Source organism: Catenibacterium mitsuokai (genome assembly GCF_025148785.1).
GTDB lineage: Bacteria > Bacillota_I > Bacilli_A > Erysipelotrichales > Coprobacillaceae > Catenibacterium > Catenibacterium mitsuoka.
In genome coordinates, this window is the sequence record NZ_CP102271.1 from 1,645,879 (window position 1) to 1,670,002 (window position 24,124).

Here is a 24,124-nt window from a genome sequence, read left to right on the forward strand (position 1 = left end):
GGCTCAATCCTTTTTATTTGTTTTAACCAACAGTTTTATTGTAAAATTCATCCGAATTCAATGTATTCTCATAGTTGATAGCACATAAAGATGTAAAGAATAAATCAAAGATAAACTTAGTAGAAATACTGAAAATAACATCTCGTAATTTCACAAATGTCTCATTGCTTTCTGCCTTGATTGTATATGTGACACATTTAGAGATTGGTCCTTTATCATCTGGTGTAATCGCAATAGTTGTAATACCTCTACGGCATAATATACGTGCATTATCCAGAATATGTCGTTTAAAGCCAGTTTTAGTGACCAAGATAACAACATGAGTTGATGGAACATTTAGACTAGCATGTACCTGTAAGTCCTGATTTTCATAAACATGAATTTGTTTACCAATTGGCATCAAAACATGTTGCGCATAATGCGCAATATTTGCGTTCATATCTGTCGCAATAATATCAATTGCCTCACATTTATTTAATACATCAATAATTTCATCATATTGTGCAAGTGATATATTATTTTTTGTACGCGCGATTACATTATCATAAAGCTGTGCTGTTTTATTAATACATTCTAAGCCACTATCATTTTTGTTAAGTTCTACTTTAGGCATATGCATATCACGTAGTTTTAATACAATATCAAATTTAAAGTCATTAAAATTGGCATAACCGAACTTTCTAGAGAGTCTTAATATAGATGTTGGATTAGAATAAGTCAAACGTGCTAATTCTCTTGAAGACATATAAGGCACCTGATCTAAATGTTCGATAATATACTGACAGATTGATTTTTCAGCATCACTGAGTTTTGTATTTAATTCAATACCTTTCTGAAGGTTTCCTCCAGATTCTATAAGTTCATCTAATAACATAACTTTTCCTCCCTTATACGCATAAAAAAGGTACTTTCCCGCCTAGAAAGTACCTAGAAATGATTGATTATTCAGCCTCAGACTGTTTAGCCTGATATTTTTCGTAAGCAATCAAGAATGGTGTATAGATTACAACAGATAATGCGATAACGATTAACTGTGATACAGCACCCATTAGTTTACCACCTGTACATAAGAATCCTAAGAATACTGGTGGCATTGTCCAAGGTACTTCAAGTACGATCTTAGGACAGAATCCACTAGAAACTAATAGATAACCTACAACAAGTGTAACTACTGGAGCTAAGATAAATGGAATATCTAGAATTGGGTTCAATACTAGAGGCACACCAAATGTCATAGTTTCGTTGATGTTGAATAAACCTGGAACGACAGAGATACCAGCGATAGTTCTGTTATCTTCACGTTTAGAGAAGATAAGAATTGCGATTACTAAACCGATAGTAACACCAGAACCACCGAATTCACCAAACATCTGTAACATAGTTAAGTTCATTACATATGGAATGTCCTTCTGAGCAGCACCTGAAGTATATGCAGCTGTGTTAGCATATAGTAATGGTCTGAAGATTGGTTCCTTAACAGCAGCAACCATGTTGTTACCATGAATACCTACGCACCAGAATAATGAGATAATTACATAAAGAATAGCAACTGCAAAGATATTGTTACCAATTAAGCTCTGTAATGGTTTCTGAACGACATTAAAGATAAATGCGTTTAATTCAGCACCAGTAGCTAACTGACATACTAATCCAACAGCACCAACAACGATTGCAGTTAAGCAAGTTGGGATTAATACTTCGAATGCACGAGCAACTCCAGGTGGAACCTGTTCTGGCATCTTGATCTTTAATGCATCATTCTTACGGAACATATTGTAAAGTTCCATACCAACGATTGCAACGATAAGACCTGTGAATAAACCAGTTGCAGCAGTATAGTTAGATAAGATACCACTGTAAGTGAAGCTATCAGCTGTAATCTTATTTTTAGCAGCCGCACCTGTTACGTTGATAAAATCACCTAAAGTATAACCATGAGATTTACCAGCTTTATCGATGAATGAAGCAGATAAATCTTTTGCAGCAAATGAAGTTGGAGTTACCATCATCCATAAGATGAATCCTAATACAGCTGGGTAAGCACCAGTTTCACCATTTGCTTCAGCAATTTCAGAAGCAAGTAACATAGTAATACCAATAGTAATACATGAGATTGTAGCATACTGCATAGCAGTAAAAATTGGGTTAAGAACTTTAAGAACCATAATTGGAGACCATAAAGCACCTAAACCTGTTGTTTCGTTTACTAAAACGTTTGTCCAAAGAACACCAACGGCACCTGAGATTGTAGCTGGCATAAAGTTCTGGAATGCATTCTTGATTGCATTCAAGTACTTATTCTGACCACACCAAGCACCGACACGTCCTAGCTTATCAGCAAAAGCGTCCATTTAATTTCCTCCCTTTCAAGAGTTGGCGTAACTCTTGTACAGGTACTATTTTACACAATCTGAAATGTAAGTCCATGGATGCGCTATCACGAGCACGATTGTTACAAAGAACTCTTTTTCACATATCATCATCTTGTAAATATGATACAGTTATAATCTATTTACCAAAGTACTTTCACTTCCATTATACCCATTCACTCCTTATTTTAGAAAACTTTTTTTAAAACAGTGATTATTTTCCATTATTAAAATGATGTATGATAAAATATTTTTATAGATTTACATTACATAGAAGTGCATTAGAAAGGTGGTAGATGTTTATGAGAGATTATCATGCGCACGAAATTGGAAATGTAGCTGTTTTAGGACATTCTGGATGTGGTAAGACAAGTATAGTAGAAACAATGGCTTACCGTGCTGGAGCAATTGGTCAGATTGGTAATATCCAAAGTGGTAATACAATTAGTGACTATAGTGCTGAGGAGATTGCACGTCAATCTTCTATTAATTTATCAATCATTCCGATTGAATGGGATAACTGTAAGATTAATTTAATAGATGTTCCTGGTACTTTTGACTTCGTAGGTGAAACAGAAGCAGCTTTATCTGTTTGTGAATCTGCTTTAATTATTTGTCCAAGTTATGCTGGTATTTCAGCAGGTACAAAACAAGCAATGTATAAGGCAAGAGATAAAGGTAAGATCATCTATATTAATGGATTAGACAATCCAAATAGTGATTATCCTACAAAGCTTCAGCAGTTAAAAGATACTTATGGTAAGGGTATTGCCCCAATACAGGTACCAATCATGGATAATAACAAGATGATTGGTTATGTCAATGTTGCAAAGATGGAAGGACGTATGTTTGAAAATGGTCAGACACATGAGGCCCCTATTCCTGAAGATATGATGGATGAAGTATTACCAATCAAAGCAATGATTGATGAAGCCGTAGCGAATACAAGTGATGAATTACTTGAAAAATATTTAGAAGAAGAACCTTTCACAAAAGAAGAGATTTCTAATGCATTAAGACAGGGTGTAACTGATGGTAGTTTGATTCCTGTACTTTGTGGTACTGATCGTATTGGTATTAGTATTATCTTAAATTCTATGTGTGCTTTCTTTGATTCAGCCAATCATCCAAAGAATGCACTTATTGTAAAAGATTTAAAGAAAGACGATGAAAAGATTTTAGAATGTAATGAAGATTCACCTACAAGCTTATTTGTCTTCAAGACAATTACTGATCCATTTGTAGGTAAGACTTCTTATTTCAAAGTAACAAGTGGTACTTTATATGCAGGTATGACTCTTTATAATCCAAAAGAAAAAGAAGATGAAAAGATTGTGAAGATTTATCAGCCTATGGGTAAAAACTTGATTGAAGTAGATAAACTTCATGCAGGGGAAATTGGTGCATTTACACGTTCAACTACATGTCATACAAATGATACATTATGTGATCCACGTTCTCCTATTCTTATTCCTGATACAGAATATTCTAAACCATATTATAAGAAAGCGATTGTACCTCTTGGTAAGAGCAATGAAGAAAAGATTGCGAATGCGATTAATAGATTACTCGAAGAGGATCCTACTTTAGTTTATGAATATAACGAAGAAACAAAGCAACAATGCTTATCTGGTATTGGTGATATTCATCTTGATACAGTGCTCAATAAATTAAAAGCAAGATTTAAAGTAGAAGCAAAGTTTGAAGATGTCAAGATTCCTTATCGTGAAACAATCAAAAAGGAAGTCACTCAAAGAACAAGATATAAGAAACAGTCTGGTGGTCATGGACAGTTTGGTGAAGTAGAAATTACTTTCAAACCTTCTCGTGATTATGATAAGCCTTATATTTTTAAGGAAGAAATATTTGGTGGTGCTGTACCTCGTACTTATTTCCCTGCTGTTGAAAAGGGACTTATTGAAAGTGTGAAAGCAGGATGCTTAGGTGGTTATCCAGTATTAGGTATTGAAGCAACTCTTATTGATGGTGCCTATCATTCTGTTGACTCTTCTGAAATGGCCTTTAAGACTGCAACATCTATGTGCTTCAAGGAAGCGATGCCTAAAGCAGATCCTGCATTACTTGAACCATATATGAAGATGAAGGTTATTATTGATGATGAGTTTACAGGTGATATTATGAGTCATTTAAATACATTACGTGCGAGAGTTATCGGTTCTGATGTATTTGAAGATGGATTAATTAAGATTATTGCAGAAGCACCTATGAGTGAAGTGATGAACTATGCAGTTGATCTTCGTTCTATGACTCAAGGCCAGGGTGTCTTTGAAATGGAATTCCTTGATTATGAATTTGCACCCGCAAATGTAGTAAAAAAGATTTTAAATAAATAATGAAGCGAGGGAGTTCAATTAAAACTCCCCCGCTTTTCTATTGGAACAATGATTGAAGATTGACTAAATAGCTTTGTTTATCATCATAGATGATCAATTTGTTTTCTCCTTCATATTCATAGAGTGAAATATCAACACCATTTTTAAATGGTAAAGATAATGGAACATAGCTATTCTTTTGAATATCATAGAGATAATAATTGACATGCTTATCATAGAAAGAATCTTCATTTTCCTTTGTGATAAGAAGATATTGACTTGTAGAACTTGCAATTTTTATACGATAATTTTCTTCCTTTATTTCACAACTCTTTCTAGTAACATGATTAATGATTGTATTATCTACTAATTCAAATGCAGACGCAAATTCAGTAATACCATTCCATTTTTCAACCACCTTCTGCGTTGCACAATCAATCACAATCGTATAATCATCACCATAAGTAATAATATAATCATCACCATAAAATGAATGTTCATTTGATAAAGCATACCCACACATATCAGGTACAATCTTTTCTGTCTTATTGACTGTATCATAGATTGTCCAATACTCATTCTGCTTATTAATAAGTAGATAACGTCCATGAGGTGATAGGTATGGATTTACAGAACGATGATCAGTGGTTATTGCTTCAATATTTCCTGTCTTCATATTCAAGGCTATGATATCATTCTTTTTTGTACATAAATAAACAGTATTATTGAATATACGATTGACACCATACTCTACATAACCTGAAAAATCATACATGAAAATATCATGATGATATTGCACATATCTAAAAGAGAATGGTTTCTTATAAACACCCTTATATGTACGTGGTTTTTGTAGTTTGATTTGATTATGATGCATAAGATAGATATTTTTTATTTTATCATCCTTAGTATATGTATATCCAAAAGGGGCCTCACCCCATCTGATATCCTTAAAAGCCACATTCTCAACAGGATGAATATCCTCTTTAGAAAAGTGATTTGTCAGCCATTCTGACATATCAGAATGAAATGCACTGACAGTTATTAAAGAAATACATACAATAACAGTTGTTAAAACCATAGAAAATGAATAATGTTTTTTCTTTTGTGTATATGTGATCTTCTTCCAATCTTCTGGCGTATGAATATCATCAAATTCCTTCCATTTATTCATCATCCTCACCCACTTTCTTCTTTAGTATCTCCCTTCCTCTTTTTAATCTTGATTTCACTGTATTGATATTCATCTTTAATATTTCTGAAATTTCATCTGTTTTATATCCTTCATAGTAATATAAATAAAGTACATTCTTATAACGCGTTGGCATATCTAATATCACAGGAAGTAATACATAATCCTTCTTCTCATCTTGAATAAGCACATCTTCTATATTAATTGTCTTCTTATAGAAAACACGACGATAATCCTTACATGTATTGATTGTGACACGAATCAGCCAGTGTTTTAGATAATCATGGTCTTCTATCATGCCGTGCTTATAGAGTTTAATGAAAACTTCTTGAAAACAGTCTTTCGCATCATCACTATTTCTCAAATTCATGATACAAATGCGAGTCACCATATCCCCATAGGTATCAATTACATCTTCTATTGTCATGATATTTCCCTCCCTTCACTATTAATACGATGATTCCCTCCATTTGGTTGCACATATGTGCTGAATTATTTTACTTTAAGGTCTATAATAGAGTCTACAAGGAGGAATGAATGTATGCCATGTACGACATTACTAGTAGGTAAGAATGCATCTTATGATGGTTCTACCTTAATCGCAAGAAATGATGATTCACAATCTACAAGATTTACACCAAAGAAACTTGCAGTGATTCATCCAGAACAACAAAATAGAGTTTATGAAACAGTATTATCTCATTTAAAGATTCAATTACCTGATAATCCAATGAGATATACTGCGATGCCAAATGCCTTAAAAGGTGAAGGTATCTGGGCAGCAAGTGGAATTAATGAAGCAGAAGTCGCAATGACAGCGACAGAAACAATCACTTCTAATCCTCGTGTATTAGGGGCTGATCCACTTGTAGAATATGATGAAGAAACAAATACACCAGGCGGTATTGGTGAAGAAGATATTGTCTATCTTGTATTACCTTATATACATAGTGCAAGAGAAGGTGTATTAAGACTTGGTTCACTGCTAGAAAAGTATGGAACATATGAAATGAACGGAATTGCCTTCTCTGATCATGATGAAATCTGGTGGTTAGAAACTATTGGTGGTCATCATTGGATTGCAAGAAGAGTACCAGATGATGCTTATGTTGTAATGCCTAACCAGTTAGGTATTGATACATTTGATTTAAAGGATGCTTTTACTACTCAAGAAAATCATTTATGTAGTGATGATTTAAAGGAATTTATTGAAAAGAATCATTTATGTTTAAATCTAGATGATTCATTTAATGCACGTTATGCATTTGGTTCACATGATGATTCAGATCATGTCTATAACACACCACGTGATTGGTTTATTAGACGTTATTTAAATCCACATACTTATAAATGGGATGGAGAAAATGCAGACTTTACACCATTTTCTGATGATATTCCTTGGACTATGGTACCTGAAAGAAAGATTACTGTAGAAGATGTAAAATATGCATTATCAACGCATTTCCAGAATACGCCTTATGATCCATATATTACGCGTGGAGATTTATCTAATAAAGGTGCATTACGTCCTGTAGGAATCAATAGAAATGACTTCTTATCTGTATTACAGGTAAGACAGGGCCAGGAACCTATTGAATGGTTTACATTTGGTTCAAATGTATTTAATACACTTGTTCCATTATATATTCATATTGATACTGTACCTGAATATTACAGCAATACAACTGCTGAAGTATCTACTGATAACTTCTATTGGGCCAATAGACTTATAGGTGCTATGGCTGATGCATGTGATAAACAGTCAGCCATCCATATTGAACGTTATCAAAGAGTGGTACAATCTCATTCACATCATATTATTCATACATATGATGAACTAATTGAAAAAGAAACAGATGAAGCAAGAAAAACAGAATTAAGACATGAAGCCAATCAAAAGGCAGCTGATATGTTGAAGAAGGAAACTTCAAAAACATTACATCTTGTCTTAGATGAATTAAGCTTTACTATGAAGAATAAATTTGCCCGTTCTGATGCATAAGAAAAGAAGCCTCGGCTTCTTTTTTTAGTTATTTGAGGCTGAACACTTTTCAGCATCTATTGCAAGTACAACAAGTAATGCATATAGTGCATCCTGGCTATTATGAACATCAATGACATAGACATCTGTAAAATGAAATAGTTCTTTTGATATAGTCGCAATTTCATGATAAGAATCGCTTATAGTGTAATTCCAGTTCATAAAATCTCCATCAATAGACCAGTCGTTAAATTCTAGGACATATTTAGGAAATAGGAAACTGAGTTTCTTCTGGAATGAACCGATATAATGATCATCTATGTAGATACTAAATCTTGGCATGAATGTCAATATTTCTTCTTTAATGGTTGCTAGACAATGACCTGATGGGTTATATACATCTAATTTATGACCCCATGAAAGACGACTGCTTACTGTATAGACAACCTGATCATATTCATCATAGATATCATAACTATCCATCAAACTAAAGATCTTTTGTTTTAATATAAGTTTCATATATCTCATCCTCTCTAGAATATAATTATATCATTTTCTTTTTGCTTAATACCATAAACAAGATAATCATTCCAATCTTTATGCCTATAAGGATAGGCTACATCTATTTTGATATAGGGATAGTTCTTATTTAAAATATCAACGATTGTATGAACTGCCCCTCTTCCTGCTTGATCATTGTCTAATCTTAATAGGACTCTTTCTATTGGTTGATGTTCTATATGATAAAAGAGTGCACGATAATGAGAGACAGAATTCAATGATAGATAATCATAATTATTAAAATCGTTAGTTAAAGTCATTAGAGACATCATATCAATAATAGATTCAGTCACAATTAACTGCGACGTGTTATGCGATATATAAAAACAATGGTTATAATCATTTCCTACCTGCTCACGCATATAACGATTATTTATCACACTTCCCCTTTTACTTATGAATACTGGTTGACTTCCTTTATAAGATACAAAGACAAGATTATGATGCACTGATTCCTGATAGAGATAATCATGATTAATAAAGTAATCAATAATATTGAGACTAATGCCTCTTTCATATAAATAGTAATAGACCTTCTTATTATTAATATCTTTACGTGGTAAAACAAGTTTTCTCTCTTGTCTTTTAATCTTTTTAAATTCATGATGAGGATTCTCATACATTCTCATTTCCAGATAAAGAATCGTATAGATAAAAGAATGAAATTCTGGACTCTTTTCTAACCCCAATGTCTGGCATAACGTAATCGTGTCTCCCCCAAATCCTTTTGAATACCAATAGAATCTATTGATATTTACTCTGATTTTTAATGAATCATGTTCCTCAAGATGATAGTAATTAGAACTCTCATAAACAAGAGTAAAGCCTAAATCTTCTATAAGAGAAAGCATACTATATTTCTTCACATGTTCTATACGACTTTTTTTCATTAAGTGATCCTCCTCTATATAATATATTCCATATAATTTAGGAGAAATCACAAAAAAACAGTGGAATATCCACTGTTTACATCAAACTGCTGATAAATACGAATATGACCGCAATAGGTAATATAATTGTAAGATAACCCTGCATCCAGTTCTGAATCTTAGGACCATCCCCCATATTGGCTTCTGTTTGATAATTCTTGAATCCCCACCCTAGGCGAGATGTACAGAATAATAAATAAACAAGAGACCCAAGTGGTAAGAGAAGATTACTTACGATAAAGTCTTCTAGATCTAATATTGTTGAACCACTGCCAAGAGGCTGCAAGAAGTCAAGGACATTAAATCCTAAAGCACAAGGTAATGAGAATACAGTAATAAGAATCAAATTAATGATTACTGATTTCTTTCTTGTGATGTTCCATAGTTCCATTGTGCAGGCAATAATATTTTCAAATACTGCAATGACTGTAGATAATGATGCGAAAGCCATAAATATGAAGAATAGAGCACCCCAGATTCTACCTCCTGTCATTGATAAAAAGACATTAGGTAAAGTAATAAAAATCAGACTAGGACCGCTGTCAGGATTTACTCCAAATGAGAAACATGCTGGAAAGATGATAAGACCTGCCACAATAGCAACAAATGTATCTAACACCGCAACATTCACTGCTTCCCCTAAAAGAGTTTTATCTTTCTTTAAATAGCTACCGAATATCGCCATTGAACCAATACCGATACTTAAAGTAAAGAAAGACTGGTTCATTGCCGCTACAATCACATTTAATAAGCCAATATGTTTGATCTTATTAAAGTCTGGATATAAATAGAATTTAACACCTGCCATCGCATTATCAAGTGTCAAACCATGTACTGCAAGAACTACAATGAGTCCAAGTAAGCCAATCATCATGACTTTTGTAATTCTTTCTACACCGTTCTGTAATCCCATTGAACATATTAACATACCAATAACAACAACTAATACCATCCAGAATACATTCTGAGATGGACTAGATAATACATTTTGGAAAACGGATGCAACCTGAGATGTTTTGACTCCTGTAAATCCACCAGTCAAGAACTTATAGAAATAGTTCAACATCCATCCTGATACTGTAGTATAGTAGATCATTAAACAGAAGTTACCTAATAATCCTACATAACCATGTAAATGCCACTTCTGCCCTGGTTTTTCTAAAGCCTGATAAGCTTTAACTGGACTTTTTGCACTTGCACGTCCCACAGAGAATTCCATGCTTAGAATTGGAACACCAATAAGAAGCAAGAAAATCAAATAGAAGAAGACAAAGATTCCTCCACCATTTTGTCCTACAACATAAGGGAATCTCCATACATTTCCAATACCAATAGCACATCCTGCAGAAAGAAGCAGGAAGCCTATCCTTGATTTAAATTGTTCACGTTCTTTCATAATTTCACCCTTCTTTTAAACATACCGCCTTATAATAACATATACAAAAAAATATGGAAATATTTCACTCCCATATTTTACCCAATAATATGCCTTTTTATTTTAATATATATAATTTGTGCAATTATTCCTACCACCGTACCTGATACAATCCCAAGTAATATTAAATATGGAAGATAATAGACAAAGGCAGAGGTAGAAAAGAAGACAAAGGCAACAAGTAACTGCCCTATATTATGAGATACGCCTCCTACTATAGAGACAACGATATTTGAGAAGAGATGTGTCTTTACCATCAATGCCATAATACCAATAGAAAGAAATCCTCCAGATAAGCTATAAAGCATCATATAAGGATTTGTGAATGTGATTCCTATAATAAAGATACGAAGCAATGCGACACCCAATGCATATTTAAATCCAAAGCATAAAAGAATTGTCAAAGACACAATATTAGCTAAGCCGAGTTTTGCGCCAGGGATTCCTAAATAAATAGGAAACAACATTTCTATATAATTCAATATGATGGATATAGTACAGAATATTGCAAGAAAGCATAATTGTCTGACTTTAGTATGCTTGATCATCTTGTTGTTTTTCATCTCCTGACACCACCTCTACAATGAGTTTATGAGGAAGACAGATGATACTCTGCCCCTTTTTATTAATAGCCCCCTGCTTGATACATAAATGATCTGGACAGGTGGCTGAAATCATTCTTATTTTATGATTTTCTATTTTTAATGTATTCTCTTTATTAATATGTATCGTCTGGTTTTTATTGAGATCATAATAGCCATAAACTTCTTTGTTTAAAGTGATTTTAATCATATTACTCTTGGACTGAGGACGAAGAAGAAAACCAGCAGCAGCTATAATCAATAAAATAGCCAATACATAAATATCATATTTTCTGTTTTTCATTATTTACTCCTTGTATAATAGAATAAGGAGGTACTTTATGAAAAGAATACTTTCACTTATCCTATGTTTTTCTTTACTTAGTGGCTGTAAGCCTAATAATGAACCCATTACTCAAAAAGAGTTCTGTTTAGATACAATTGTCTCTATTACTTTATATGATTCATCTTCAAAAAAGATTCTAAATAACTGCTTTGATTTATGTAAGAAATATGAACTACTTTTCTCTACAACGAACACAAATAGTGAACTCTATCAAATTAATCATAATAAGAATAAAACCCAATATCAAACTATTTCTAACGAACTCGCCTCTGTCATTCAACAGGGACTTTATTATAGTGAGTTATCAAAAGGTGCTTTTGATATTACGATTGGTGCTGTGAGTTCTTTGTGGGATTTCAAGAGTGATAAAGCCACTTTGCCCGATGAAACTCTCATAAAAGAAAGTCTTCAATCAGTCAACTATCAAAATATTATCTGTGATCACAAAAGAATACTCTATAAGAATCCTGATACAATGATAGATTTAGGTGCAATAGCAAAAGGATATATTGCAGATAAACTTAAAGAGTATTTAATCCAACATAAAGTCAATAATGCCTTGATTAATCTTGGCGGTAATATCCTATGTGTCGGAGATAAGATGACAGAAGGATATCGTATTGGAATCACCAATCCTCAAAAAACAGATGCATCTATTATAAGTACTAAGATAGAAGATAAATCAGTTGTAACAAGTGGCATTTATCAACGACAGATAAAAGTGAACCATCATGTTTATCATCATATTTTAAACCCTCGTACGGGTTATAGTTATGATAACGGACTCGCTTCTGTCACTATTGTATCCCCTTCTTCAATGCAGGGTGATGCATTAAGTACTGTATGTTTCTCTTTAGGACTCGAAAAAGGCAAAGCACTGATTGAATCGCTAGACGATGTAGAAGCATGCTTTATTGATACAAATAATCAAATCACTTATACAAAAAACTTCAATCACTCTTAAAAAAATCCCAATAAAGGGATTTTTTTATTGAATGACTTTTCTAGGACATTTTTCTACACATGCCCCACAGTTTGTGCATTTAGAATAATCTATATGGGCTAAGAAATCATCGACGGTAATCGCTCCATTTGGACACACTTTAGTACATAAGCGACAGCCAATACAACCTGATTGACAGCTTTTAGTGACAACTGCTCCCTTATCATGAGAATTACATTGAACACGATGTATTGCATCATAAGGTACCATTTCAATCAGATGATTAGGACATGCTTCCATACATTTCTGACACCCTTTACATTTTTCCTTATCTACAACAGCTACACCATCTACAATATGGATTGCATCAAAATCACAAGCCTGTACGCAGCTTCCTAAACCAATACAGCCTGAAACACACATCTTACCACCTTTACCTGGCACTAATGCAGCACTTAAACAATCTTTAATACCTGTATAATCAGACACAGGTGTGACTTTATCACATGTTCCCTTACATTTCACAAAGGCTGTATAACGTGTACTTGCCTGTGCTTGCTGTCCTAAAATAGAAGCAATCTTTGCGCCTACTTCATTACCTCCTACAGGACATTGATTGCTAGGTGCTTCTCCTTTTGCAATCGCATGAGCTAAACCATCACACCCTGGATAACCACAGGCCCCACAGTTATTACCTGGAAGAACAGATCTGATTTTCTGTTCTTTTTCATCTACAACAACCTTAAACTTCTCACTCGCAATACCAAGAACTATTCCAATAAATAGCCCTATCAAACCTACAAGGAGAGTTGCAATCATAATTGACTTCATATTCATTCTCCCCCTTTAAATCAAGCCTGAAAAGCCAATAAAGGCAATGGCCATCAAACCTGCAGTAATCAATACAATAGGAGACCCTTTGAAGCTATGAGGAATATCATTATCTTCTATTCTTTCTCTAATTCCTGCAAGAATAATAATAGATATAGTGAAGCCTACAGCTGTTCCAAAACCAGCGACAACACTTGTGATGAAATTATAATGATTTTGTACATTCGTCAAAGCCACACCAAGTACGGCACAGTTTGTTGTAATCAGTGGTAAATAAACACCTAGAGACTGATACAGCCCTTGTGAATATTTCTTTAAGAATAATTCTACTAATTGGACAAGTGCTGCAATAATAAGAATAAACGCAATTGTTTCTAGATATTCTACATGGAATTTCACTAATAATCGATAAAGAAGTGAAGTGACAGCTGAAGCAATCGTAATAACGAATATAACGGCACCTCCCATACCTGCTGCTGTTTCTATTTTCTTAGAAACACCTAAGAATGGACATAATCCTAAGAATTGAGATAAAACAACATTATTGACTAAAGAGACACTAATTAAAGTTAGAAGTAATGTTTTCATTTTTTCTGCGCCTCCTTCTTATATTCTTCAAAGCAAGTAATACCATGACAATGTGTGCAATCCCCACCACATTCAAGTGTAGAAGAATGTTCAATATTGGTTGCACTTGGTAGTTTTAATTTATTTTGTATTGCGGTTAACATGGATAAGACAAAGAATGCCCCTGGAGCCATGATAAAAATAGAAATAGGTTCATAGGCTTTTGGCATGATTGTATAACCAAAAGCAGTACCAGCACCTAAAAGTTCTCTCACGAGTCCAATGCAGGTAAGGGCTAAAGTAAATCCTAAACCCATACCTACACCATCTAATATAGAAAGAATAGGATTATTCTTAGATGCAAAGGCTTCTGCACGGCCCAGAATAATACAGTTAACTACAATAAGAGGAATATAAATACCTAATGTATCATATAAAGATGGAAGATTTGCCTGTAATAGGAGCTGTACAACAGTCACAAGAGTGGCCACGATGACTATATAAGCTGGAATTCTAACACGTTCAGGAATAATCTTACGTAATGCGGAAATCACAAAGTTACTCATAATAAGTACAGCCATTGTCGTAAGTCCCATACCCATCCCACTCATAGCTGAAGTTGTAACAGCAAGAGTTGGACACATACCTAACATCAAGACAAATGTAGGATTTTCTTTAATAATGCCATTATAGACTGGCTTGATATATTTATTCATGTTGTCCATCACCTTTCAACAGATCATAGAAATCAAGGGCACCATTGACACCATTTGTGACAGCTTTAGAAGTAATAGTGGCACTAGAAAGAGAATCAATCTCATTATCCTTCTCTTTACCTGTTTTAGTAATGACAAATGAATCCACCTTCTTATTCAAATATTGTAATCTAAAAGATTCATTCTTCGCGTTCATACCAAGCCCTACTGTTTCATTAATAGATAAGATTTCTACACCTTTAATCTGTTTATTCAAATCAATTCCAATAATAAGTTCTATTTCACCACCAAAGCCATCTTTATCAGTTACCTGAATAACATAGCCTTGTAGTTTATTATCTTTATAAGCCCCTAAAGCATTAGTGATTTCAATACCATTTTTACCGTAATCTTTTGTAAGAAGCTTTGGACTCTGTTGAATGAGTTTACTGTAATCTGCCTTGAAATCATCTGCTTCACTCATAACCTGCTTATAGGCAAGAAGCTTTGTTTCTTCCTGTTTTGCGGCTATTTTATCTTTTGTAGAATTATAAACAAAACCAAGGAGACATCCAGATACAATAGTAATGATAAATAAGATGCATGTATCCTTGATGATTCTCTTTATATTCATGATACCACCGCCCTCTTTGTTTTATAGAGAAGTGTATATTTCTCAATAAGAGGTACAACAAGATTACCTAGAATAATCGCATAAGAAACACCTTCTGTGGTTGTCCCAAAAAATCTAAATAAACCAGTGAGTATTCCTATTAAAATACCAAAAACAATCTGGCCTTCAAAATTAATAGGTGTTGTCACATAATCAGTGGCCATAAAGAAGCAGCCAAGCATTAAGCCTCCTCCACATAACTGACATGCGAGGTAATAGAAATCAAAACGGAATGGTGAAAAAATAAGCGTAAAGAGTGAGAAAGATAGAAGATAAGCCACTGGTATAGTTGGTTTAATGACTCTCTTTACTAACATATAAGCGCCACCTAGTAGAATCATCAAAGTGGATGTTTCACCAATAGTCCCTGCTGTTGTACCGATAAATAAACGGAACAAGTCATAATGAGATCTCGTTTCAAGAATTGCGAGTGGCGTTGCAGTAGTGATACCATCAAAGACGAAATTTGTCATTCGTCCAGTAAATGAAATAAGCAAGAAACAGCGTGCTGCCAAGGCAGGATTCATAAAATTCTGTCCTAGTCCACCATATAACTGTTTCACAATAATAATCGCAAATAGAGCACCAATGACTGGTATCCATAAAGGAACAGTGGATGGAAGATTTAATGCAAGAATGAGTCCTGTTACAATTGCAGAACAATCCTTGATTGTAATAGGCTTCTTCATAAAGTATTCAAATAGATATTCAGATAATACACAAGTAAGCACTGATACAACGACAATAAGTGCTGCATTTAACTTAAATTGATAAATTCCATAAAGTGTTGCAGGCATCAAGGCGATAATGACATCAATCATAATACGTGTTGTATCTGTTTGATCACGTACATGAGGTGATGATGATGTATGTAATAGTTTATTCATAACATTCCCCTACTTTCTTTTAAGAGATGCAACAATTGACTTACATTTTCTAATAGCCTGTGTCATATTTCTTTTTGCAGGACATACATAACTGCAGCATCCACATTCTATACATTCCATACCATTCAGTTGTATGAATGTATTGATATCATTCTTCAAAGAAGCTTGATTTAGCTTTTGAGGAATGAGATGACTTGGACAGGCATCTATACAGCGTCCACATCTAATACAAGCTGTAGGCGTATTTAATGCCACTTCATCATGAGTAAAAGCAAGAATAGAACTGCTTGTCTTTATTGCAGGAATATGAAGAGAAATAAGTGAACTACCCATCATTGGACCTCCACTGATGATTTTCTCTACATTCTCTTTCAAACCGCCACGCGATTCAACAATAAACTGGAAATCAGTTCCTACAGGAACCTCTACATTACAAGGAGTATTTACTCCTTCTCCTGTAAGAGTCATGACTGTAGAAATTAAAGGACGATCATATTTAATCGCATCTCTAATCGCAAGAACTGTGGCCACATTATCTACAATACAACCCACATCAAGAGGAAGCATCTTTGAATTGAGTCTTCTTCCAGTCAATGCTTCTATCAACATTCTTTCTCCACCCTGTGGATATTTGGTCTTCAATACTTTAACGCTTATTCTTTCTTCATGTTCGCATAGTTTTTCTAATGTATGAATCGCTTCTTTCTTATTATCTTCGATTCCAATATAGCCAACAGCATGAGGATAAAGAGTTAACATGATCTTTAATCCTTCAATCAGTTCTTTAGATCTTTCAAGCATCAAACGATAGTCAGATGTAAGATAAGGCTCACACTCAGCTCCATTCACAATAACATATTCTATTTTTTCTGGTTCTTTTACATTGAGCTTCACATGTGTTGGGAACCCTGCCCCACCTAGGCCAACTACACCTGCATTTTTTACTTTTTCTATCTTTTCTTCAAAAGTAAGTGTATCGATATTATTTTCATGTGCCTCATAATCCGATGTATAATTTCCATCATTTTCTATAACGACTGCATCCTGATAATGACCTGATGCATCCTGTCTTTTTTCAATACGTTTCACAATACCAGAGACAGAAGACATTATATTGGCTGATACATAACCACCCGCCTGAGCAATCAATGTACCTACATGCACTTCATCTTTAACCTTTACTACAGGAATACTTGGTGCACCAATATGCTGTTTCATTAAAAAAACAACCTCCTGACTGGCTTCTAATTTTTCTATTTGTTTATCTTTCGTATATTCTTTTCCATCATAGGGATGGACGCCACCTCTAAAAGTAATCATATCTCAAATCTCCTTTAATACTATTTTAGGACGATGCGAGGAAAAATGAAAGCCTTTACATTAAGTTAATTTATTCACTAGACGTTTATAAATTCACATAAAAAAAGACCATGCATTGAGCATGGTCGAAGCAAGTATTAGTCTAAATCAGCACCGTTAGATTCAAATACTTTCTTGATATAATTATAAGATTTCTTTGGAATACGTTTCATATCTCTTAAATCTTTATTTGTTCTATTAACATAAACAAATCCATAACGCTTATCCATATTACACATACTAGCTAGGATATCGATTGGTCCCCAAGTAATATAACCTAAGCAGTCTACACCATCTTCAAACATTGCGTTTTCCATTTCACGAATATGGTCTCTATGATAATTAATACGATAATCATCTTCGATTGTACGACCTTCAGCAAGCATTTTGTCTACTTCTTCCTGAGTCATATCTTCACGCCATCCAATACCATTTTCAAGTACGAATACTGGTAAACCTGTTCTATGATGTAAATCATTTAAAGTCCATCTGAATCCAACTGGATCGATTTCCCAATGCCATTCATTGGCTTCACAATGAGGATTCTGGATCTGCTGTTCATTCACACAGTCACAAGCGGGTCTTTCATAATCAAAGACACCAGTCTTAACTGTATTAGAACGATAATAAGAGAATGCGATATAGTCTACAGTATATTTTAATAGTTCTTCATCGCCTTCTTCAAATGTAGGCATCCATCCACGATTTTCTAAGTAAGCATTCCAGTAATCAGGATATTTACCCTGTGCAAATGTATCAACAAGATAACCATTTAATAAGTTATAAGCCTGAGAGGCGAATAAATTATTTTCTGGGCTATTATCATAAGCATAAATATTAGTGATGGCACCCATACCACAGAACTTAGCATCTAGCTGCATTTCTCTTAAAGCACGTACTGCTTTACAATGAGCCATCATAACATTGTGGTTTACCTGATATAAATGTTTAGGAAGACTTACACCTTCAGGAATTTCTTCAGCGTTAGAAACTCTTAACATCATTGAATGAAGGTTCTGTTCATTGAATGACATCCAATGTTTCACTCTATCACCGAATCTTTCAATACAAACTTTTGCATATCTTTCAAAACAGTCTACAACATATCTTGAAGCAAAACCATTGTAGTTCTTTACAAGATGATAAGGCATATCGAAATGTACTAAAGTGATCATTGGTTCAATGCCTGCAGCAAGTAGCTTATCAATTAAATCACTGTAGAACTTTACACCTTCTTCGTTTACTGGTTCATCTAATGTACCATTAGGAATGATACGGCTCCAGCAGATTGAGAAACGATAGAAGTTGAATCCCATACCTTTCATTAAAGCAATATCTTCATCATAACGAGTGTATTCATCAATTGCATCGTTCCAGTCAGAGAATTCAGGGTTCATAGGTCTTACGTCATAGATACAAACACCCTTTCCCCCTTCATTTCTGTGTCCTTCAGTCTGGAATGATGATACTGAACCACCCCAGTAAAAATCTTTTGGCATTTTTCTTTCCATTTTATGTGTCTCCTTTATCTTATGAACACATCCTATCAATCACGCCCCACAAATGTAAACTGTTTCAGGGTTGATTATTATAACGTTTCATAAAATATACAAAAAATGATTAATTAATGAAACCCCGTTTCATTAATTTAAAAGGATGTACATAAGATAGTCTTTAATATCCTGTCTTTTAGCTTCTATCTGTAAATAGATATAATCATCGCGATAGTCAACCTGTTCCACATAGGTATGCTCATAGAGATATTTGAAATCTTCCCCCTTATCATAAGGAATACCTAATTGGAAAGTTTCATAATCCTTAAAGAGGATATGACTTATTTCATCTTCTAACAAGTCTAAACCAATCTTTTCCTTCGCAGATATAAAAACATAGGGAGCTACAGGATGTACATAACCATACTTATTTAAATCAACCTTGTTGTACACATAGATCATAGGTGTATTTTCAACACCTAATTCTTCTAATACCTTATTGGTTGTATCAACCTGTAATTGATAATCTTCAAAACTTGAATCAACAACATGGAGTAATAAATCTGCTTCTTTCACTTCTTCTAAAGTGGAACGGAATGCCTGAATCAGATTGTGTGGTAAACGTTCAATAAAACCAACTGTATCAGTAAGCAAGCATGTATGATTCTTAATCTTTATATTTCTAGTAGAAGTCTGTAATGTTGCAAATAACATATCCTTCTCAAATACTTTTTTCTCTTTATTCTGACATAAAGTATTAAGCAAAGTAGACTTTCCACTATTTGTATAACCGACCAAGGCAATCACAGGGACATTATTACGTTTACGTCTTTCTCTTTGTGTTTGTCTTTGTTTTACAATCTGTGCCAGTTCTTTTCTAGAACGGGACAACTTTCTAGAGATAATACGACGATCTAACTCAATCTGTTTTTCACCAGATCCTCTAAACCCAGAACCACCTTGCTGATGTGACATATGTTCCTGCATTCCCGCAAGTCTTGGTAATAAATATTGGTCTCTGGCTATTTCTACCTGTAATTTTGCTTCTTTTGTCTGTGCACGCTGTTCAAATATACGAAGAATTAAATCTGTACGATCTGTTACTTCTGTTTGTAATTGATCAGTAAGGTTCTTTACCTGTAATGGCGATAGTTCATCATCAAAGATAACCATTTCTCCATCTAATCTTAATCTGATTTCTTCTATTTTACCTTTACCAATATAAGTGGCAGGATTAATTTTTTCTAATTTCTGAATAACAACATCTTCTACTTCAATATCACATGCAATACATAATGATTTGAGTTCATCTATGTAGAAGGGATTGTCCGATGTCATAACTAATATAGCTTTCATTGATACTCTTATTCTACTTAAAAAAGAAGAATTCCTTTCTTTGGACTCGTGTCTATTATAACACGAGTTTTAGAAAAGAATTCTTCTAATATTATAGATATCTAAAGAGATAGTGATAACTTATTCAATTTATATTATAATAGGCATTGGAGGCAATAAAGTGGTAAAAGAAAAGCGTTTCGAATTACAGGGTTAATCGAAACGCTAGTGATTAGAATCATTTCTTTAATTAGATGGACTCTAATCTTGGTAAACCAAATTAAATAATGGCTTGAGAGGCTAGTCCTCTCTTCCCATTACTATTGTAATACTACTTTTCAAAGAAAACAATGAACAAATTATTCTTAAAAGCAATTGAACTCATCGGACTTATTGCAGCACTCGTATTCTTAATTTCATATTTATTATAAGGAGAGGCAATCATGGCAACTGAAGCACAGAAGAAAGCAAGTGCAAACTATGCAAAAAAGATGACAAAATGCGTTAATCTTGCATTCAATAAGAAAACAGATGCAGATATTCTTGAAAAGCTTATCAAGTTGATTCAAAAATGGGATATATCAAAAAGCTGATTAGAGAAGATATTGCGAAATCAGAAAAGGACTAGAGTGTATTTTAGCTCTAGTTCTTTTTATACTATAATTTTTAAAAACATTAATCATATAATCAACAAAAAGGAGCATTTCTGCTCCTCACTCATTTAATTATTTAGGTAATACTACAAACATATAGTTTTCATCACCCATATCAAGTTTGAAATAATAATCACCTACCTGATTAGGACCATCCATTGAATCTGCAAGTAATGAAAGCCATTCTGTTGAAGAATGATCTTCTTCTGATAGAGTTCTCAACAAAACAATGGACCATAAATAGAAATCAGCTCTTTCTACACTTGTATCGGAACGACATGCAATTGTATCTAGTTTGTGATTATCTAGAGAATATAATAACATATACTGAATATCTGTTGTGATTCCATTATCTTTGATATCATACACAATACCTAGATTTCCACTTGAACAAAGCATAGAATTAATTGATACATCATATTTTGAAGAATAAGAGTCTTGCATTTTCTTATTTACTTCAGCCAGATCTTTTTTATAAGGACCTTCATTATGAAAATTACTTTAGATAACTTAAAACAATTATAATTTACATTAACAAAAAAAGACACCAACTTTGTGGATGTTTGGTCCTTAAGTTGATGCCTTTGTATTCTTACTGATTCAATTATTTTCCAAAATATCTATCTAATAAACCTTTTAATGCTTTACCATGTCTTGCTTCATCTCTTGCCATTTCATGAACTGTATCATGAATTGCATCTAAGTTATTCTTTTTAGCACATGTAGCAAGTTCAACCTTACCAGCAGTTGCACCAAATTCACAATCTACACGCCAAGCTAAGTTATCCTTAGTAGTTGATTTCATATTTGGTTCTAAGTCTTCACCTAACATTTCAGCAAATTTAGCAGCATGTTCTGCTTCTTCATAAGCTGCTTTTTCCCAATATAAACCAATTTCAGGATAACCTTCTCTATGTGCGATTCTAGCCATACATAAATACATACCAACTTCTGAACATTCACCTTCAAAGTTTGCTTTTAACTGATCAAAGATAAATTTCTTATCTTCATCAGTGATATCAAGATTATTTTTTACAGTCTTAGCATAAACACCATATTCATGTTCAGCAGCTAATTTCATTTCACCCTTTACTTCTTCAAACTGATCAGCGCCTACATGACATACTGGACATTCAGCTGGTGCTGCATCTCCTTCATAAACATATCCACACACTTTACATACAAATTTTGCCATATTCTTTTTCTCCTTTTTAATTCCTTATTAGGAATGATTACTATTTAAGTATAGCATATAATTCTATAATGTCAATGGATTTGACTTTTCATTGTAAACAAAAAAATTCCCACCACATAAGTGGTAGGAATTCAACTAGTTATTCTACACCAACAATAAATGAGTAAACTGGCTGTTTACCAACATGAACTTCACATTCTACATCTTCATAGTTTTCTTCAATGAAGCTTGCAGCTGCTTCCTGTTCTTCTTCTGTTACGTCTTCACCACAAATAAGTGTAACGATTTCAGAATCTTCATCTACAAGATTGCTTAAAACATTCTTTAATGCTTCTAACTTATCTGGCACACAAGCCACAATCTTCTTTTCACATAAAGCCATATAATTATTTGCTTTAATTTCTAAACCATCAATTGAAGTATCCTTGATTGCGAAAGTCACCTGACCAGTCTTTACATTCGCAATAGCTTCCTTCATTTCATCCACATTTTCATCTAATGTTGCTTCTGGATTATACATGATAGCAGCAGATAATCCCTGAGGAATAGTCTTAGTAGGTAATACTACAACGTCTACTTCTCCTTCTAATACTGTAGCCGCCTGCTGCGCAGTCATTACGATATTAGAGTTATTTGGAAGAATGATGACATGTTTTGCATTCACACCCTTGATTGCTTTAACGATATCTTCAGTTGCTGGGTTCATTGTCTGACCACCAGATACAACATGATCACAATTTAATTCAAGGAACATATCCTTAATACCATCACCTGCAGCCACAGAAATAAGAGCCATTTCCTTAGCAGGAGCCATTGGGATTTCTTCTTCTTTTTCTTCTTCAGATACTTCAGTATTGACTACAGTTACCTTAGTGAATTCACCAAAACGAAGACCTGTATTTAATGCATTACCAGGCTTTAATGTATCTACATTACCAATAACCTTGTTATCTTTCTGTGCTACATCTACGTTCTTACCTGGTAAATTCTTTAACTCATTGATGAAACCATCTAAGTTGAATGCATTCATCTTTCTGTCATCAATCTTTAATGTGAACTGTACACGATAACCATAAGGCTTTTCTTCTTCCTGTACAATTTCCACATCACTTGCCGCACCAACATTATCTACTTTTTCAATTACTTCACCAGCAAGAGCAGCCATGAAACCAGTTAATACTAATAATAAACCAGCTCCTCCTGAGTCAACTACACCTACTTCTTTTAATACTGGAAGAAGTTCAGGTGTATTATCTAAAGACTTTTCAGCACTCTTTACAAAGTAAGAGAACCAGTCTTCAATTTCCATATCTGGCTGTACATACTTAGCAGCTGCATCAGCAGATTCTCTAATAACTGTTAAGATTGTTCCTTCTACTGGACGCATAACTGCTTTATAAGCCACTTTAGCCCCAGAAGAGAATGCATCAGATAATTCTGCAACATTGGCAGTTTCTTTTCCCTTAAGTGATTTAGCGACACCTCTAAAGATCTGAGAAAGGATTACACCAGAGTTTCCTCTTGCTCCCATTAATAAGCCCTTAGAAAGAGTTTTAGCAATATCACCAATAGATGTATCATCAGCAAGCTTTTCAACCTGTTCAGCCCCAGAATTGAATGTAAGAGACATATTAGTACCTGTATCTCCATCTGGTACTGGGAAGACGTTTAAAGCATCTACCTCAGGATGATTATTATGTAATACGATAGCCCCGCTTAAGACCATCTGTTTAAACATTTTACCGTTAATTTCCTTCATGCTTCAT

The 24,124-nt window shown here is 33.9% G+C and carries 24 protein-coding genes; 4 read left to right on the forward strand and 20 right to left on the reverse strand.

What is annotated here, in order from left to right:
- Positions 1–22 precede the first annotated feature (22 nt).
- Both NQ499_RS08630 and NQ499_RS08635 read right to left on the reverse strand, forming a co-directional pair.
- The gene (locus NQ499_RS08630) at positions 23–874 is read right to left on the reverse strand and encodes a MurR/RpiR family transcriptional regulator (RefSeq protein ID WP_006504403.1); all 852 of its coding nucleotides are present in this window, start codon (positions 872–874) and stop codon (positions 23–25) included.
- A gap of 67 nt (positions 875–941) precedes the next feature.
- Positions 942–2,351: a PTS sugar transporter subunit IIC gene (locus tag NQ499_RS08635; RefSeq protein ID WP_006504404.1), complete on the reverse strand. Its 1,410-nt coding sequence runs from the start codon at positions 2,349–2,351 to the stop codon at positions 942–944.
- A gap of 320 nt (positions 2,352–2,671) precedes the next feature.
- Between NQ499_RS08635 and NQ499_RS08640 the strand changes: the two genes are divergently transcribed.
- Positions 2,672–4,723 carry an elongation factor G gene (locus NQ499_RS08640; RefSeq protein ID WP_040389545.1) on the forward strand — a complete coding sequence of 684 codons (2,052 nt, stop codon included), beginning with the start codon at positions 2,672–2,674 and terminating at the stop codon, positions 4,721–4,723.
- A gap of 37 nt (positions 4,724–4,760) precedes the next feature.
- Here the strand turns inward: NQ499_RS08640 and NQ499_RS08645 are convergent, their stop codons facing one another.
- Positions 4,761–5,876, reverse strand: coding sequence for a hypothetical protein (locus tag NQ499_RS08645; protein ID WP_155812553.1), 1,116 nt, complete (start codon positions 5,874–5,876; stop codon positions 4,761–4,763).
- Positions 5,869–6,321, reverse strand: coding sequence for an RNA polymerase sigma factor (locus NQ499_RS08650; protein ID WP_006504407.1), 453 nt, complete (start codon positions 6,319–6,321; stop codon positions 5,869–5,871). The genes NQ499_RS08645 and NQ499_RS08650 overlap by 8 nt, the downstream gene beginning before the upstream one ends.
- Before the next feature lie 114 nt (positions 6,322–6,435).
- Between NQ499_RS08650 and NQ499_RS08655 the strand changes: the two genes are divergently transcribed.
- The gene (locus NQ499_RS08655) at positions 6,436–7,896 is read left to right on the forward strand and encodes a C69 family dipeptidase (protein ID WP_006504408.1); all 1,461 of its coding nucleotides are present in this window, start codon (positions 6,436–6,438) and stop codon (positions 7,894–7,896) included.
- Positions 7,897–7,920: 24 nt separating this feature from the next.
- On the opposite strand, the gene NQ499_RS08660 is transcribed toward NQ499_RS08655, so the two are convergent.
- The 5 genes from NQ499_RS08660 to NQ499_RS08680 all read right to left on the reverse strand — a co-directional run bounded on the left by NQ499_RS08660 (position 7,921) and on the right by NQ499_RS08680 (position 11,685).
- A complete protein-coding gene (locus NQ499_RS08660) occupies positions 7,921–8,394 on the reverse strand; it encodes an LURP-one-related/scramblase family protein (RefSeq protein ID WP_006504409.1) in 474 nt (157 codons plus the stop codon).
- 14 nt (positions 8,395–8,408) lie between these two features.
- Entirely contained in the window at positions 8,409–9,326 is a 918-nt protein-coding gene (locus tag NQ499_RS08665) for a toprim domain-containing protein (protein ID WP_040389546.1), read from the reverse strand.
- Positions 9,327–9,402: 76 nt separating this feature from the next.
- The gene (locus tag NQ499_RS08670; protein WP_006504411.1) at positions 9,403–10,761 is read right to left on the reverse strand and encodes a sodium-dependent transporter; all 1,359 of its coding nucleotides are present in this window, start codon (positions 10,759–10,761) and stop codon (positions 9,403–9,405) included.
- A 77-nt stretch (positions 10,762–10,838) separates the two neighbouring features.
- On the reverse strand, positions 10,839–11,363 hold the full coding sequence (locus NQ499_RS08675; protein WP_238319809.1) for a Gx transporter family protein: 525 nt from the start codon (positions 11,361–11,363) through the stop codon (positions 10,839–10,841).
- A complete protein-coding gene (locus tag NQ499_RS08680; RefSeq protein ID WP_006504413.1) occupies positions 11,332–11,685 on the reverse strand; it encodes a NusG domain II-containing protein in 354 nt (117 codons plus the stop codon). Before NQ499_RS08680 ends, NQ499_RS08675 begins: the two co-directional genes overlap by 32 nt.
- Positions 11,686–11,722: 37 nt before the next feature.
- Between NQ499_RS08680 and NQ499_RS08685 the strand changes: the two genes are divergently transcribed.
- On the forward strand, positions 11,723–12,691 hold the full coding sequence (locus tag NQ499_RS08685) for an FAD:protein FMN transferase (RefSeq protein ID WP_006504414.1): 969 nt from the start codon (positions 11,723–11,725) through the stop codon (positions 12,689–12,691).
- A gap of 24 nt (positions 12,692–12,715) precedes the next feature.
- On the opposite strand, the gene NQ499_RS08690 is transcribed toward NQ499_RS08685, so the two are convergent.
- The 8 genes from NQ499_RS08690 to hflX all read right to left on the reverse strand — a co-directional run bounded on the left by NQ499_RS08690 (position 12,716) and on the right by hflX (position 20,531).
- Positions 12,716–13,501: an RnfABCDGE type electron transport complex subunit B gene (locus tag NQ499_RS08690; RefSeq protein ID WP_202898364.1), complete on the reverse strand. Its 786-nt coding sequence runs from the start codon at positions 13,499–13,501 to the stop codon at positions 12,716–12,718.
- 15 nt (positions 13,502–13,516) lie between these two features.
- Positions 13,517–14,089 (reverse strand): electron transport complex subunit RsxA, encoded by a 573-nt coding sequence (gene rsxA, locus NQ499_RS08695; protein ID WP_006504681.1) that lies wholly within the window; start codon positions 14,087–14,089, stop codon positions 13,517–13,519.
- Positions 14,086–14,784, reverse strand: a complete 699-nt coding sequence (gene rsxE / locus NQ499_RS08700) for an electron transport complex subunit RsxE (protein ID WP_006504682.1) — start codon at positions 14,782–14,784, stop codon at positions 14,086–14,088. Before rsxE ends, rsxA begins: the two co-directional genes overlap by 4 nt.
- Positions 14,777–15,397 (reverse strand): RnfABCDGE type electron transport complex subunit G, encoded by a 621-nt coding sequence (locus NQ499_RS08705; protein WP_006504683.1) that lies wholly within the window; start codon positions 15,395–15,397, stop codon positions 14,777–14,779. The genes rsxE and NQ499_RS08705 overlap by 8 nt, the downstream gene beginning before the upstream one ends.
- On the reverse strand, positions 15,394–16,323 hold the full coding sequence (locus NQ499_RS08710) for an RnfABCDGE type electron transport complex subunit D (RefSeq protein WP_006504684.1): 930 nt from the start codon (positions 16,321–16,323) through the stop codon (positions 15,394–15,396). The genes NQ499_RS08705 and NQ499_RS08710 overlap by 4 nt, the downstream gene beginning before the upstream one ends.
- A 9-nt stretch (positions 16,324–16,332) precedes the next feature.
- Positions 16,333–17,643, reverse strand: coding sequence for an electron transport complex subunit RsxC (gene rsxC / locus NQ499_RS08715; RefSeq protein WP_259848483.1), 1,311 nt, complete (start codon positions 17,641–17,643; stop codon positions 16,333–16,335).
- Positions 17,644–17,780: 137 nt separating this feature from the next.
- Entirely contained in the window at positions 17,781–19,193 is a 1,413-nt protein-coding gene (locus tag NQ499_RS08720; protein ID WP_006504686.1) for a glycoside hydrolase family 1 protein, read from the reverse strand.
- Positions 19,194–19,325: 132 nt separating this feature from the next.
- Positions 19,326–20,531 (reverse strand): GTPase HflX, encoded by a 1,206-nt coding sequence (hflX, locus tag NQ499_RS08725; protein WP_006504687.1) that lies wholly within the window; start codon positions 20,529–20,531, stop codon positions 19,326–19,328.
- A 422-nt stretch (positions 20,532–20,953) separates the two neighbouring features.
- Here hflX and NQ499_RS08730 point away from each other — a divergent pair, with 422 nt between their 5' ends.
- Entirely contained in the window at positions 20,954–21,103 is a 150-nt protein-coding gene (locus NQ499_RS08730) for a hypothetical protein (RefSeq protein WP_006504688.1), read from the forward strand.
- 132 nt (positions 21,104–21,235) lie between these two features.
- On the opposite strand, the gene NQ499_RS08735 is transcribed toward NQ499_RS08730, so the two are convergent.
- The 3 genes from NQ499_RS08735 to NQ499_RS08745 all read right to left on the reverse strand — a co-directional run bounded on the left by NQ499_RS08735 (position 21,236) and on the right by NQ499_RS08745 (position 24,117).
- Complete coding sequence (locus tag NQ499_RS08735) at positions 21,236–21,607, reverse strand: hypothetical protein (RefSeq protein WP_006504689.1); 372 nt, start codon at positions 21,605–21,607, stop codon at positions 21,236–21,238.
- A gap of 160 nt (positions 21,608–21,767) precedes the next feature.
- A complete protein-coding gene (locus tag NQ499_RS08740; RefSeq protein ID WP_006504690.1) occupies positions 21,768–22,358 on the reverse strand; it encodes a rubredoxin-like domain-containing protein in 591 nt (196 codons plus the stop codon).
- Positions 22,359–22,497: 139 nt separating this feature from the next.
- Positions 22,498–24,117, reverse strand: coding sequence for a DAK2 domain-containing protein (locus tag NQ499_RS08745; RefSeq protein WP_006504691.1), 1,620 nt, complete (start codon positions 24,115–24,117; stop codon positions 22,498–22,500).
- Between the last annotated feature and the right edge of the window lie 7 nt (positions 24,118–24,124).